The sequence below is a fragment of the Pseudomonas sp. D(2018) genome (assembly GCF_005502555.1).
Classification (GTDB): Bacteria; Pseudomonadota; Gammaproteobacteria; order Pseudomonadales; family Pseudomonadaceae; genus Metapseudomonas; species Metapseudomonas resinovorans.
Map to the genome: position 1 here is coordinate 1 of NZ_SCOK01000027.1, position 13,910 is coordinate 13,910.

General features: G+C 64.6%; 13 protein-coding genes. 5 read left to right on the forward strand and 8 right to left on the reverse strand.

Going from position 1 to position 13,910, the window contains the following annotated elements; translation table 11 throughout:
• Positions 1-357, forward strand: a 357-nt coding sequence (locus FFS60_RS17425; protein WP_137822656.1) for a hypothetical protein, incomplete at its 5' end; no start/stop codon positions are given.
• A 250-nt stretch (positions 358-607) separates the two neighbouring features.
• Here the strand turns inward: FFS60_RS17425 and FFS60_RS17430 are convergent.
• The 4 genes from FFS60_RS17430 to FFS60_RS17445 form a co-directional block, all read right to left on the reverse strand.
• Positions 608-1,582: a GTP-binding protein gene (locus FFS60_RS17430; RefSeq protein ID WP_137822657.1), complete on the reverse strand. Its 975-nt coding sequence runs from the start codon at positions 1,580-1,582 to the stop codon at positions 608-610.
• Positions 1,583-1,628: 46 nt separating this feature from the next.
• Complete coding sequence (locus FFS60_RS17435) at positions 1,629-3,365, reverse strand: amidohydrolase (RefSeq protein WP_137822658.1); 1,737 nt, start codon at positions 3,363-3,365, stop codon at positions 1,629-1,631.
• A 73-nt stretch (positions 3,366-3,438) separates the two neighbouring features.
• Positions 3,439-4,830 (reverse strand): YjiH family protein, encoded by a 1,392-nt coding sequence (locus FFS60_RS17440; RefSeq protein WP_028629387.1) that lies wholly within the window; start codon positions 4,828-4,830, stop codon positions 3,439-3,441.
• 89 nt (positions 4,831-4,919) lie between these two features.
• The gene (locus tag FFS60_RS17445) at positions 4,920-5,660 is read right to left on the reverse strand and encodes a class II aldolase/adducin family protein (RefSeq protein ID WP_028629386.1); all 741 of its coding nucleotides are present in this window, start codon (positions 5,658-5,660) and stop codon (positions 4,920-4,922) included.
• A 180-nt stretch (positions 5,661-5,840) separates the two neighbouring features.
• On the opposite strand from FFS60_RS17445, the gene FFS60_RS17450 reads away from it, so the two are divergent.
• Positions 5,841-6,755, forward strand: coding sequence for a LysR substrate-binding domain-containing protein (locus tag FFS60_RS17450; RefSeq protein ID WP_245586514.1), 915 nt, complete (start codon positions 5,841-5,843; stop codon positions 6,753-6,755).
• Between the two features lie 61 nt (positions 6,756-6,816).
• On the opposite strand, the gene FFS60_RS17455 is transcribed toward FFS60_RS17450, so the two are convergent.
• The 3 genes from FFS60_RS17455 to FFS60_RS17465 all read right to left on the reverse strand — a co-directional run bounded on the left by FFS60_RS17455 (position 6,817) and on the right by FFS60_RS17465 (position 9,937).
• A complete protein-coding gene (locus tag FFS60_RS17455) occupies positions 6,817-7,728 on the reverse strand; it encodes a dimethylarginine dimethylaminohydrolase family protein (protein WP_028629384.1) in 912 nt (303 codons plus the stop codon).
• A 13-nt stretch (positions 7,729-7,741) separates the two neighbouring features.
• Positions 7,742-8,989 (reverse strand): Zn-dependent hydrolase, encoded by a 1,248-nt coding sequence (locus tag FFS60_RS17460; RefSeq protein ID WP_137822659.1) that lies wholly within the window; start codon positions 8,987-8,989, stop codon positions 7,742-7,744.
• A gap of 108 nt (positions 8,990-9,097) precedes the next feature.
• Positions 9,098-9,937 (reverse strand): helix-turn-helix transcriptional regulator, encoded by an 840-nt coding sequence (locus FFS60_RS17465; RefSeq protein ID WP_137822660.1) that lies wholly within the window; start codon positions 9,935-9,937, stop codon positions 9,098-9,100.
• Between the two features lie 109 nt (positions 9,938-10,046).
• Between FFS60_RS17465 and FFS60_RS17470 the strand changes: the two genes are divergently transcribed.
• From FFS60_RS17470 to FFS60_RS17480, 3 genes are read left to right on the forward strand one after another with little or no spacing between them, the layout of a single operon-like run.
• Positions 10,047-10,814 (forward strand): (Fe-S)-binding protein, encoded by a 768-nt coding sequence (locus FFS60_RS17470; RefSeq protein ID WP_137822661.1) that lies wholly within the window; start codon positions 10,047-10,049, stop codon positions 10,812-10,814.
• The gene (locus FFS60_RS17475; protein ID WP_137822662.1) at positions 10,814-12,226 is read left to right on the forward strand and encodes a lactate utilization protein B; all 1,413 of its coding nucleotides are present in this window, start codon (positions 10,814-10,816) and stop codon (positions 12,224-12,226) included. The genes FFS60_RS17470 and FFS60_RS17475 overlap by 1 nt, the downstream gene beginning before the upstream one ends.
• On the forward strand, positions 12,223-12,834 hold the full coding sequence (locus tag FFS60_RS17480) for an LUD domain-containing protein (RefSeq protein WP_137822663.1): 612 nt from the start codon (positions 12,223-12,225) through the stop codon (positions 12,832-12,834). Before FFS60_RS17475 ends, FFS60_RS17480 begins: the two co-directional genes overlap by 4 nt.
• Here FFS60_RS17480 and FFS60_RS17485 read toward each other — a convergent pair.
• Positions 12,823-13,848 (reverse strand): LacI family DNA-binding transcriptional regulator, encoded by a 1,026-nt coding sequence (locus tag FFS60_RS17485; protein WP_028629378.1) that lies wholly within the window; start codon positions 13,846-13,848, stop codon positions 12,823-12,825. The genes FFS60_RS17480 and FFS60_RS17485 overlap by 12 nt on opposite strands.
• Positions 13,849-13,910: the final 62 nt, after the last annotated feature.

Sequence of the window (13,910 nt, forward strand, 5' to 3'; positions counted from 1 at the left end):
TCCGCCACTGCTTTTGCCCTGCCCCAGGGTTTCGTTGTCGCTGAAGGGGGTTCCGACCGCACCAGCATCCACCGCGTAGCCGAAGGTGGTGCTGACCGCACCGGCGCTAACCGCATCGCTGAAAACGGTTCCGACCGCTCCCAATCCCTGCGGGTAGCTGAAGGCGGCTCCGATCGCACCAAGGCCTTCGATGTCGCTGAAGGTGGTTCCGACCGCACCAAGACCTTCGATGTCGCCGAAGGCGGTTCTGACCGCACCAAGGCCTTCGATGTCGCCGAAGGTGGTTCCGACCGCACCAAGGCTTTCGATGTCGCTGAAGGCGGCGCTGACCGCACTGGTGCCAACCGCATCAGTTGATCCCGGAGCTGTTCAGAGGCAGGCAATCACGATGTATGCAAATCCTCGAAAGGCAGAAGGCGCCACATGTGGCGCCTTCTTTCTTTATCGGGAGGGCAAAAACTAATGTCTGGATTACGTGTTGCAAGCAGCTGCATGGCCTGTAGGCTCTTGCACCGATGGTCAATGTCTCGCAACAGCTAACGCAGGACGTTCGAGTGGCAGAGCCGAGGTTTGCTTGGCGATGGCAATCGTCACCACAAGTCCGCCCTCAACACGCAATACACGCCTCGAACGCCGACCGCAGTTCAACCGCATCCACCGCCCCGCGCGCTCCGATGACGATCAGTTGAGTATGCGGCGCCCCGCCCTCCCAGCTGTCTTCCGGTTTGATCTCACTGCGGCTGCCAACCAGATGCAGAATGCAGCGCTTACCGGGCGCCTCCGCGATATGGCAAACGCCCTTGGCGCGGTAGATTTCGCTTGGCAATGCGGCCAGGGTCTTGCGCAGCGCCTTGAGAGACAACGGCCGCTCAGTGGAAAAGCTCCAGGTATCGAAGATTGCCGCGTGATCCTGCTCCGTGGTCGCCGCCAGCACCGGAGCCGTCGCGGTTGCGGCGGGCCGGAAACTCCAGCCTTCCTTGAAGCGCCCCACACCCAGTACCAGTTCCAGCGGTACCTCGCCGTACTGACTTTCCAGCACTCGGGCATTAGGGTAAAGCCAGCGGGATTTGAGCGCGTCAATCTGCTCGCGACTGACCCGATCCACCTTGTTCACCACGATGATGTCCGCCACATCCAGCTGCTCCATCGCCAGTTGGGCCATGGCGCCGTCCAGCTGCCCGAACTGCTCGGCATCGACCACCGTCAGGATGCTGTCGATGGCCAGCGCTTCGCGGAACTGCGGGTAACGCAGCGTATTGGCGATCTTGCTCGGATTGGATACCCCGCTCGCCTCGATGACGATGTACTCCGGCCGATTGGCGCGGTCGTCCAGCAGGCGCCCGAGCTGCTCGATCAGATCGCTTTCCACGGTGCAGCAGATACAACCGTTGGCCAGGCTGACCATGGTCTGGGTCTGGCTGACGATCAGTTGGCTATCGATATTGATGGCGCCGAAGTCGTTGACCATCACTGCCATGCGCAGACCGTGATCACTGGTGAGGATGCGGTTCAGCAAGGTGGTCTTTCCGGCGCCGAGAAAGCCGGAAACTATGGTCACGGGGATGGGATTGCGTTTACTCATCGTCCTGCCTCTTGGCCGTCGGCCGGGATGCTCCCGGCCTTGCGCATCAGAAGTTCGGCAACTCGCCACGCCAGGTGGCGGCGTAGCTGGTTTCGTCGAACTCGCCATGTCGGTCCCAGGTCACTTCGCCTTCCAGCAGGGTCAGCTGCACCTGGGTGTTGTGGATGTTCCCCTTGGGCGCCACCTCGAACAGGTTGCGATCGAGCACGATGAGGTCGGCGGACTTGCTCACCTCGATGGAACCGGCCTTGTTTTCGATCCCCATGCACCAGGCACCATTGAGTGTCATCACGCGGATGGCCTGCTCCAGGCTGATGGGGCTGCCATAGAACTGTCCCTCTTCCTCGCCATAGGGATTCTCGCGAGTGACCATGGCCTCGAAACCGATCCAGGGATTGATGCTGGAAACGGGCCAGTCGGTACCCATCACGGCCACCCCGCCGTGCTCCAGCACACCCTTGAAGTTGTAGGCGCGCTGCATACGGTCTTCGCCAAACACGGCACGGGCGTTGGCGAAGGACGACGGGAACCAGCCCACCGGCGAGAACTCCGCCGTTACCTGCAATTCGGCGAAGCGCGGCAGGTTGGCGTCCAGCAGCGTGGTGCTGTGGGCGCACTGGTGGCGCACGCCACTGTCACCGTTACGCCGACGTGCCTCGGCCACGGCATCGAGGAACAGGTCGGAGGCGCCGTCGCCGGTGCAATGGGCGATCACGCGGATGCCCTTGCGATCCATGTCCACCACCATGTCGGTGATGTGCTCCGGCGTCAGGTTGAGGTGACCGCGCCAGCTGCTTTCGCCCGGCCAGGCGCTGGACAGGTAGGACGAGCGCGACTCGTGAGTGCCGTCGAAGTGGAACTTCACCGCATTGGCATTGAGCCGCGCACTCCTATAGAAGTGCCGCTCGCCGGCCAACAGCTCCCAACGGCGCTTCACCGGGAAGATATCGTCCTGCCAACTGATGGCGGCTTCCACGCGGACTGAAAGCTCGCCGACCTGGTCGATGGACTTCAGCGCATTGAGGCGGTGTTCGCAGACGTGCACGTACTTGGTGCCAACCACGCCATGACCGCTCTGGAACCAGACGCCTTCGCGGTACGCACGCTTGAGCGCGTGCTGTGGAGTCGGCGGCATGGCGGCATGAATCAGCGCGTAAGCGCCGTCCACCAGGATGCCGGTGGGCTCACCCGTCACGCTGTCGCGCTCGATGTAGCCATGACGCGGGTCCAGGGTATTGGCGTCGATACCGGCCAGCTCCAATGCCTTGGAGTTGACCATCATGCAGCCCCAGGAACGGTCGAGGATGGCCACCGGACGATCCGGCAGGACGCTGTCCAGCCATTCGCGATCCGGCACCAGGCCGACCTGCTTGAAGGTGTAGCGGACAAAATACTGGCCATAGACCCAGCCATCGCCAGGATGGGCAGCGGCGTAGTCGAGAATGGCCTGTTTGACCTGCTCCGGTGTCGGGTCCTCGACACCCACTTCCAGATATCCCGCGTAGCCAGGCGCCAGCTTCAGGTCCGGATGGGTATGCATGTCGTAGATGCCGGGCATGGCGAAGCGGCCCTTCAGGTCCAGGACCTGGGTATGGGCGCCAATCAGGCCATCCATCTCGGCACTGGAGCCGACCGCGACGAACCGCCCGCCGCGAATGGCCACCGCTTCGGCCCAGGAGTTGGACGCGTCCACGGTGTAGATGCGGCCGTTGAGCAGCACGAGGTCGGCGGCGCCGGAAGGCCCCGGCAGGTTCGACGAGCGGAAGTCGGTGTGTTTTTCCATGGCAGTGAAGTCCGAATCGGGAATCTTGTTATGGGCTTGGGGCCGGGGTACCTGGCGGCACCCCGGCCGCCGGTCAGCCAACGATCAGGTGGCCCAGCAGCGCCAGGATCGGCAGCGAAACCAGAACCCGCAGCACGTAGATCATCAGCAGGTCACGCAGCTTCAGGCCGATGTCGGCACGAATCAGCAGAATGGCCGCTTCGGTGAAGAAGATGATCTGGTTGACCGCCACGCCCACCATCACGAAGCGGGTGACCTCGCTCTGGATGCTGGCACCCAGGATCGACGGCATGATGCTGTCGACCATGCCGGCCAGCAGCGCAGGGGCGGCCTTCTCGGCTTCTGGCAACTGCAGCAGCTCCATGTAGGGCACCAGCGGAATCGCCATGTACTTGAACAGCGGAGTGAACTCCACCAGGGCGAGGCCCAGGCAGCCGATCACCATCATCGCCGGGTAGACGGAGATGGCGATGTCCATGCTCACGTGAACGCCATGGCGCACCTGGGCGAAGATCGACGGCGCGGTGTCGGCACGTTCGATGGCGCGGCGCAGGCCCAGGGCGAACAGGCCTTCGCCTTCGCGACGATCGGTCTTCAGCTGCTTGCCCACGACGGGGTGGTAGGCATTCGGCTTGCCACGCAGCGGCGGCAACTTGGGCACGATCAGGGCACAGAGCAGGCCGGTGATGGCCACTGCGATGTACCAGGGCACGAAGACGTGCTCCATGCCGATCAGTTTCAGCAGCAGGTAGGAATAGGCAATCGACACAATGGAGAAGTTGGTGGCGATCACACAGGCCTCGCGGCTGCTGTAGTAGCCCTGGCGATACTGCTGGGTGGTGAGGATGATGCCCACGCTGGAGGCCGCCAGCCAGGAAGCCATGCAGTCCACCGCGGCGCGGCCGGGCAGGCCGAACAGCTTCTCGAAGCCTCGGCTGACCAGGCTGCCGACGAACTCCATCAGGCCATAGTCGGTGAGCAACGGCAGCAGGATGGCCGAGAGGAAATAGATGGCCAACACGACCGGGCCGACGTCATAGAGCATCACGCCGCCGGTGTTGCGGTGCCAGATCCATTCCGGCCCGATCTTCCAATAGGTCATCACCATCAGCACGGCGCCGATGACGCGCACGGCGGTCCAGCCCAGCCCCGGGTTGAACAGCTGGATGAAGCGGTTGGGGTTCTTCTTCAGTGCGCTGAAGGTGACCAGCAGGGTGAGCAGGCTGGGGATGGTGGCGACGCCGACGGTGACCGGCACCATCATCGGTTTGACCACGTCGTTGATGTAGTCGATCACGTAGGCAATGAGGATGTTGCTCTTGCCGTTGATCTCGAACGGCACCAGGAACAGCATCACGCCGATCAGCGAAGGGATCAGGAAACGCAGCAGCTGTGCGGTGCTGTACTGGCTCAAGGGGCCTCCGGACTGGGGAAGTACCGATCCGGCATCGGGTTGTTCTTGCATGGTCACACCTTCTTGTATTTGTAGTGGATGTTGCACCGGTCGCTGGTGGCCCCGGCTCGCACGGCAGATTCAAGCGTTCGGAACGGGCATCAGGCCCTGAAAGTTGCGTCCAGGCGGTCCAGTCGACGCAACTCGGCCTGCCAGACCAGGTCGACGCTTTCCAGGTGGTAGCGTTCGTTGTCGAACTGGCGGGCCGTGAAATCACAATCCTCATGGGACGGAATGCGCAGCGGGCGGCCGGTCTTCATGGCCTCCAGCTGAATCTCGCAGGCCTTGTTCAGGTAGAACATCAGGAAGTAGGCCTCGGCCACGCTGCGGCCGACGGTCAGCAGTCCATGGTTGCGCAGGATGGCGGCCTTCTTGTCGCCCAAGGCGGCGACGATGCGCTGGCGCACTTCCAGGTCCAGCGGAATACCTTCGTAGTCGTAGTAGGCAACCCGCTCGTAGAAGGCCATGTTGGTCTGGTTCAGCGGCAACAGCCCTTCTTCCAGGGCAGCCACGGCCATACCGGCCAAGGTGTGCGTATGCATCACGCAGACGGCATCGTGGCGGTGCATGTGAATGGCGCTGTGGATGGTGAAACCGGCGGGATTGACTTCCGGGGCGCGGTCGTCGAGCTTGCGGCCGTTGACGTCGATGGCCACCAGGTTGGAGGCGGTGACCTCATCCGGGCGCAGGCCGTACTGGTTGATCAGGAAAGCGGGCTCATCCGTCGGCAGCCTGACCGAGATATGGGTGAAGACCTGGTCGCTCCAACCATTGACCTCCAGCAGCCGGTAAGCGGCAGCGAGGTCGGTACGGAGCATCTGTTCATTGCTGCTTGTTTTCATGGAGCATTCCAGCCGGTCAAGAATCGACATCGCTGGGCAGCTCGGCGCGTCCGTGAGCCTACGCACCGGGGGGATGCGCCTACCCTTCAATGGTCCCTCGGGGCGGAGATTAGAGCGCTTGCCCAGGTGCGAATATCGATATATCTTGCTGACAATCATTCCAAAATGTAATGAACTCCGATGCGCCGCCAGCTCCCAAGCATGATCTCCCTCAGCTGCTTCGCCGCTTTCGCCCGACACATGAGCGTCACCCGCGCAGCGGAGGAGCTGAACCTGACGCAAAGTGCCGTCAGCCGACAGATCAAGAACCTGGAGGACATGCTTGGGTGCACGCTGGTCGAGAAGGTCAGGCAGCGCCTGCTGCTGACCGACCAGGGCCGTGAGTACGTGCAAGAAGTCAGCCTGCTGCTTGACCAGCTGGAAGCCGCCACCATGCGCGTACGCAGCAGCCACTCAGGGCGGCTGCGGGTCGGCGCCGAACCCTCCTTCACCACCCGTTGGTTGCTGCCCAAGCTCAAGGAGTACGCCCGCGAGCATCCCGAAGTCGAACTGGAAATCATGAACGACCTGCGCCGTCTCTATGACCGGCACGAAGGTTATGACGTCGGGATTCTCTACGGCGACGGCGACTGGCCGGAGTTCGATGCGCGCTTCCTGATGGCCGGCGAAATGGTGGCTGTCTGCACGCCGGACCTGCTGGAGCGCTTCGGTCCGATCGTCGAGCGGCGCGACATCCTGCGCTATCCCTTGCTCCACCACAGCTCCCTCACCAGCCTGACCAAGTCCTCGACCCAGCTCTGGCTGCACAGTGCCGGCCTTTCCTCCAAGGAGATCGAGGCCCTGCCCGGCCAACGCCTGGAACACTTCCAGTTCGTCCTCGACGCCGCCCTCCACGGGCTGGGCGTTACCGTGCTGCCGCGTTTCTTTGTGGCGAAGGAAGTGGAAGACGGTCGCCTGGTCATTGCCTGCCAGGAGCCCCTGGTATCCGGGAAGTACTACGTCGTGGTGCCGAAGCAAAGCCGCGATGCCAAGATTGAGCGCTTCGCTGAATGGCTGTTGCAGTGGAGTGAAGAGCCAGCGAACACCGACGGCTGAATGCTGGCCTTGTGGGGTTCGATTTCAATCGCCCCCCACAAGGCGTCGCAGGAGACGGTCTCTAGACCGAATCGCGGCGCAGCGGCTGGCACATGCAATGCACGCCGCCACCGCCTTTGGCGATCATGCTGATGTCCGGGTCATAGACCTTGAGGCCCAGGGCCAGGCACTTCTCCTTCAGCGTCTTGCTGGTGGACGGCAACAGCACCCTGCCCTCGCCCAGCGCCACCACATTGCAGCCCAGCTCCATCGCATCCTTGAAGGGAATATCGACGATCTCGATGCCCTTGGCCTTCAGCCAGTCAACCAGCTCCGGCTCCACGGCATCCACGCACACGGCGGCCAGACGCTCGGCCAGCATCACGCAGAGGGCGTCCATGTGTACGAAGAAGGGGTCCATGCCGTAGAGCTTCACTTCCCAGCCTTCAGCCTCCAGCCAGCCCTTCATCTGCTGCACCGCCGGCTCCTGGGAGCGCTCGCCGGTATAGCCACAGAGAATCACGCCCGGCTGCAGCATCATGAAGTCGCCGCCTTCGAAAGACCCGGCGGTAACCATGTCGTAGATCGGGATGCCGTTGTCCTTGTAGAACTGGATCACCGGCGCGTACTCGCCACGACGCCACCACTGGGCCATCTGGGTGACGATGGGACCGAAGGGCGTCATCACGCTGGAGTCTCGGGCGAACACCTGATACTTCAGGCTCGGGTCCGTCGGCAGCATGTGCACCGTCACGCCCGCCTCTCGATACGCGTCCACCATCTCCGCGTGCTGGGCACGCGCCACGGATGCGTCGAAGCGATAGCCAAGGCGCAGGCTCTTGCGCGAGATGGAGCTGGTTTCCAGCCAGTGGTAGTGATCCACCGGGCCGAGCAGGACGTCACGCAGGACGCCGTACTCGGAATCAGCCCCCCAGTTTTCCAGGCGAGGGGTGTCGCCACCGTCGCGGCGGTGTTTCAGGGTGAATGCGCTCATCAGGTTCTCCAGGTCAGGATTGAGCCATGCGCAGCATGGCGTGCAGCAGGACGTTGGCGCCGGCTTCCAGGTCGGCAGGTGCGGCGTTTTCCGCCTCGTTGTGGCTGATGCCCCCTTCGCAGGGGACGAAGATCATGCTGGTGGGGGCCACTCGCGACAGGTACACCGAATCATGGCCGGCGCCGCTGCACATCCGCAGATGCGAATAGCCGAGCGCATCCACCGCGCCTTGCACGGCCGCCACGCAGTCACCATTGAACGTCACTGCCGGGGAATGCCATTCCTCGCGAATGTCGGCCTGCAAACGATGGCGACTGGCCTCCTCGGCTACGATGCGGCGAAAGTCGGCGTCCAGTTGCTCCAGTACGGCCTGGTCGGGGTGGCGCAGGTCCACCGCCAGCACCAGGCGCTCCGGCACCGTATTGCGCGAGCCGGGCTCGGCGCGGATGTCGCCAAAGGTCACGCGAGCCCAGGGCCCATGTTCCTCGGCCAGTTGGTAAAGGCGCGGCAGGATGGCGCCAAGTCCCATGAATGGATCGCGACGCACCGTCATCGGCGTGGGGCCGGCATGCACCGGCTGCCCCTCCAGGGTCAGGTCGTACCAACGGATACCTTGCACCCCGGTGACCACGCCCACCTGTAGACCCTCGGTTTCGAGGATCGGCCCCTGCTCGATATGCACTTCGAAGGAGGCCGCCAGTGGGCGAGCCCGCGCGGGGTGCTCGCCCAGGTAGCCGATGCGAGCCAGCTCGCTGGCGATACTCGCGCCCTGCTTGTCAGTGCGGCCGTGGCCATAGGCAAGGTCGAAGGCACCCGCCCAGACACCCGAGCCGATCATGGCCGGCGAAAAGCGCGCGCCTTCTTCGTTGGTCCACACCGCCACCTCCAGCGGGGCACGCGTGCGAATGCCGGCGTCGTTCAGGGTCTGGATCACCTCCAGCCCCGCCAGCACGCCATAAACGCCATCGAAGCGGCCACCGGTAGGCTGGGTATCCAGATGCGAGCCGGTGAGCACCGGCGGCAGGCCGTCTTCAAGGCCGGCGCGGCGGGCGAAGACGTTGCCCATCTGGTCCACGCTGATCTCGCAACCTGCTTCGCGGCACCAGCCCACGAAAAGGTCGCGACCGGCCTTGTCCAGGTCGGTCAGGGCCTGGCGGTTGCAACCGCCCTGCTCGGTGGCACCTATCCGCGCCATGTCCATGAGGCGCCCCCAGAGGCGCTCGCCGCTGATGCGCAATGAATGGATGTGTGTGTTGGCCATGCAGCTGTCTCCCGGTTGGCCACCGGCGCGCGGCCGGTGGTGACGATGGGGGACAGCCTAGGTTCGGCCATCGGGCGGAACCATACCCAGATTAGGGTAAGTGCCCGGTCATGCCGCGCCCGGCGTGGCGATGGCAGCCAGCAACAGCGAGAACAGTTCGCCCTGGGAGCTGATGCCGAGCTTGGCATGGATATTCTTGCGATGGACCCGCACCGTATCCGCGCTGATGGCCAGTTCATGCGCCACCGATTTCGACGAGTGCCCCCGCAGGATCAGCCGCGCGACTTCAGCCTCCCGATCAGTCAGGCAGTCACCACCGAAACGGTTGAAGGCGCGTTCCAACTGCGCGTGCAGGGCCTGCCCCGCGCCATCGCCGCTGACCGCTTCCGCAGCCCAGTGCCTGCGGGCAGCAGCGGCCACCAGAGGCTCGATAGAGGCCAACACGGCAAGCTCCTCGGGCGCGAAGGCGCCGTGCGAAGCGATTCGCCCCATCGACAGGGCAATGCCACCTGCGCGCCCCAGGCCGATGAGAATGTTCACTTCATCCGCCAGCCCGTGGGAGGCGTAGAAGTTGCGGTAGTACTCGGACTCCTGGAACTGGTCGGGGGCGATATCCGCCAGCCGCACCAACCCCTGACGACGCCCCTCGACACACGCCAGATGCACCGGGTCCAGCAGGTAAGGGCCGGCCAGATAGCGATGAACCTCCTCGCGCCGCGCGGGCAGCACTCGCCCTTCCTCCAGCATGAGCGGGGGCTGGCCCGGGGCATGGGCGACGATGAAGGCCGTGTCGATGGGCACGGCAGCGAAGAGTGCCTGCAGCAGGCGCGCGGGAAATTCCGGCTGGCCGATGGTATCGATCAGGCTGGCTTCCAGTCGTAGCCACTGGGCAAGGTCGAAGACGGAGGAGCTCAAGGCATCGCGACTCGGGAAAGGAAAACGCTGCATTCTCCACCAGCCCCGGACCGCAGGTCACCCCTGTCCGGTATCGCGTTGACATGGATGTTATCGCTAACATAGAGTCCGCCACACCCAACTTCGACTCAGCCGGTGCCCGATGTCCAACCCGAAACCTCGCGTGGCGCTCTTTCACACCTGCCTGGTGGACCTCTACCGCCCCAGTGTCGGCTTCGCTGCCGTCCGCCTGCTGGAACAGGCCGGCTGCCAGGTGGAAGTGCCCGCGAACCAGACCTGTTGCGGGCAGCCGGCATTCAACAGCGGCGCCACAGGACTCGCACGTGATCTCGCGCGGAAGCTGATCGAGGCGTTCGACGGCTATGACTACGTGGTGGGCCCCTCCGGCTCCTGCGTCAGTCTTCTCAAGCTGCACTACCCGCAGCTGCTCGAGGACGACGCAGCCTGGCATGGACGTGCGCTCGACCTGGCCGGCCGCAGCCATGAGCTGTTGAGCTTCCTAGACGACGTCATGAACTTCCGTCCCACCGCCCGCCTGCCTGGCATTGCCACTTATCACGACAGCTGCTCCGGCCTGCGTGAGCTGGGCATCAAACACCAACCACGGCGCCTGTTGGCCGGGGTCGACGCGCTGGAACAGGTGGAAATGGACGAAGCGGAAACCTGCTGCGGCTTCGGCGGCACCTTTTGTGTGAAGTACCCCGACATTTCCGCGCGCATGGCCAGCCAGAAGGTCGCGAACATCCATGCCAGCGGCGCCGACATCGTGCTCGGCGGCGACCTCGGTTGCCTGCTCAACATCAGCGGCCGCCTGACCCGGCTGGGCAGTTCGGTACGGGTATTCCACGCCGCCGAAGTGCTGGCGGGCATGGCCGACGACCTCGCCATCGGCGAAGGGAGAAGCGACTGATGGAATTGCGTTCCGCGCGCTTCAAGTCTGCGGCCCGTGTCGCGCTATTCGATCCCGAACTGCAAGAGGCGATGGCCGACAACCGCCATTTCGCCGCCCACGTTCGCCGCCAGGTAGGTGCCACCGGCAGCTTCCAGGCCCTGCGCGATGAGGCACGCGCCATCAAGGATCACACCCTGGCGCACCTCGACCATTACCTGGAGCGCTACGAAGCCGCTGCCGCCCGACGCGGCGTCCAGGTCCATTGGGCCGCCACCCCGGAGGAAGCCCAGGCGCAAGTCCTCGCCATCTGCCGCCAGGCCGGAGCGCGCCAGGTCATCAAAGGCAAGACCATGATCGGCGAAGAAATGGGCATCAACGCCGCCCTGGCCCGCGCCGGCATCCAGCGCTTCGAAACCGACCTGGGCGAGTACATCCTTCAGTTGGCCGACGAACCGCCCAGCCACATCAACGGCCCGGCGATCCACAAGACGCTCCGGCAGGTACAGGCGCTGTTCCATGAGCATCACCAGGAGCTGGGCCGCGACGAGTACCTGCTCGACCCGGCAGACCTGCTGGCGGAAGCCCGTCGGCTGCTGCGCCAGCGGTTCATCGATGCGGACGTAGGCATCACCGGCGCCAACTTCCTCGTTGCCGAAGACGGCACGCACGTGCTGGTGACCAATGAGGGCAACGGCGACCTCACCAGCTTGCTGCCACGGGTGCGCATTGTCCTGGCGAGCATCGAGAAGGTGTTGCCGACGCTGGCCGACGCGGGCACCCATCTACAACTACTGGCCCTCAGCGCCACCGGCCAGCCGCTGACCAGCTACACCTCGATCTACGGCGGCCCAGCCGATGACGGTCCCGAGGAATGCCATGTGGTGTTGCTGGACAATGGCCGCAGCGAGATGCTCGCCGGCGCATTCCGCCCCATGCTGCGCTGCATCCGCTGCGCCGCGTGCATGGACAACTGCCCGGTGTACAACTGGGTCGGCGGACATGCCTATGGCTGGATCTATCCCGGCCCCATGGGATCGGTCTGGACGCCGAACCTGGCCGGTCTCGAGGACACCCGCGACCTGCCCAACGCCTGCACCCTGAATGGCCGCTGCAAAGAAGTCTGCCCGATGCAGATTCCTCTGCCCGACATGCTCCGCGAGCTGCGCCATCAGCAGTGGCAACGGCACCTGACGCCAACCGGCAGTCGCTGGGGCCTGCGCCTGTGGGGCGCCCTGGCGCGCCACCCTGCCCTTTACCGGTTCGCCAGCGCGATGCTCGCGCAAATCCTGCGCCGGGTTGCCGGCAGCCGAGGACGCTTGCGTCGCCTGCCCCTTGCCGGTGCCTGGACAGTCGAACGCGACATGCCGGCGCCACAGGGCGCGACCTTCCAGCAACTCTGGGGAAAACAACAGAAGAGGGATGCACCATGAGCAACTCACGCGCAGCGATCCTCGACAAGGTTCGCCTGGCAGTCGGGCGTCAGCCGGGTGATGCGCCGGCGCCCAGGCCATTCTCCAGCGCAATTGCCCTCGCCGCTGCCGGCGACCTGGAGCAACGCCTGCGCGAACGGCTCGCCGCCACCGGCGTGACCTTGGAATGCCTGCCAGGCATGCAGGCGCTGCCCGACGCCCTCGCCGGCTATCTGGCGCGGCGGCGGCTGGAAGGACCGGTCGCCCTCGCCCCATCCCTGGCCAGCCTGGATTGGCGCGACCTGCCGGCGGACGTCGGCAGCGCCCTGCCCCATCACACTGTCGCCGTGGGCAAGGCCTTCGCCGGCATCGCCGCAACGGGCAGCCTGGTGATGCTCGCCGATGCGGACAACCCGCCCCGGCTCAACTTCCTGCCGGAGCATCACCTGGTGGTGCTGTCACGCAGCCGGCTGCTGGCTCGCCTGGAGCAACTCTGGCCGTTGTTGACGGGGCGCGACACCCAGGCAGTGCATCTGGTGACCGGTCCGTCCAGCACGGCGGACATCGGCGGCCAGTTGCTCTACGGCGCCCATGGGCCGCGCGCGGTGCACGTGTTGTTAACGCCTTAGCGCCGTCGACTCCCGCGCCACCAGTTCGCTGCCCACGTCCACCAGTGCGTCCCAGGATTGCTCGCCGCGAATGCGCTGGCAGAGCAACTCCACGGTGGCGTTGGCCACACGCTCGGCGGGGATTCGCACGGTCGTCAGCGAGGGCATCGCCACCCGCGCAATGGGCAGGTCACCGAAGCCACAAATGGCCAGTTCGTCCGGAACCCGGACGCCCAGGCGTTGGCAGGTGAAGAGCGCACCAATGGCTGGCATGTCGTTGGTAAAAAAAGCGCTGTCGCAGTTGATCTCGCCGCGAGCGATGCGCTGGATCACCTCCACGCCGTCATCGATGTGCGGCACAGGCGAAGTATTGAAACGCTGCGGTTCGATGCCCAAACCGTCGAGAACGGCCTGGCGGAAACCGGCGAAGCGCAGGTTTTCGCGCTCATCGTCGTACCCGAAAAAGGCCGGTCTGTGGTAACCGCATTCCACCAGGTGGCGCCCCGCCGCAGCGCCGGCGGCCCAGTTGGAGAAGCCCACCACTTGCCCCACCGGCTGGCGTGGCATTTCGCCCTCGGGCAGGTCCCAAAGTTCGATCACCGGAACATCGGTGGACTGGAGCAGCTCCAGGGTTTCCGGCGCGTGATAGCCATAGGCGAGGATCAGGCCATCCAATTGCCGGCCGAGGAACGCCCGCAGCAGCTTGCCTTCTTCTTCCTGGGAGAATCGGGTTTCACCGATCAACAGGTGATAGCCGGCGCGGGCCAGGCCCTGCTGGAGGATCTCGATGGTGGTGGCGAGGATGGGGTTGGTGATGGTGGTGATCAGCGCCCCGACGATGCCGCTGCGGCGTGTCACCAGCTGGCTGGCGGCGAGGTTGGGCACGTAGCCCAGCTCGCGCACCGCCTGCTCGACCTTCAGCCGGGTCTGCTCAGAGACCACGTCGGGCTTGGAGAGGGCCCGCGACACCGTCATGCCGGAAACCCCGGCGAGCCGGGCTACGTCCTGCAGCGTGGGTTTGCTCTTGGTCGACATCCTGGCCTCTGGCGCCATTTCAGGGGAGGCGCATTATCCCCATTGGCGCCCAGTGGAGCACG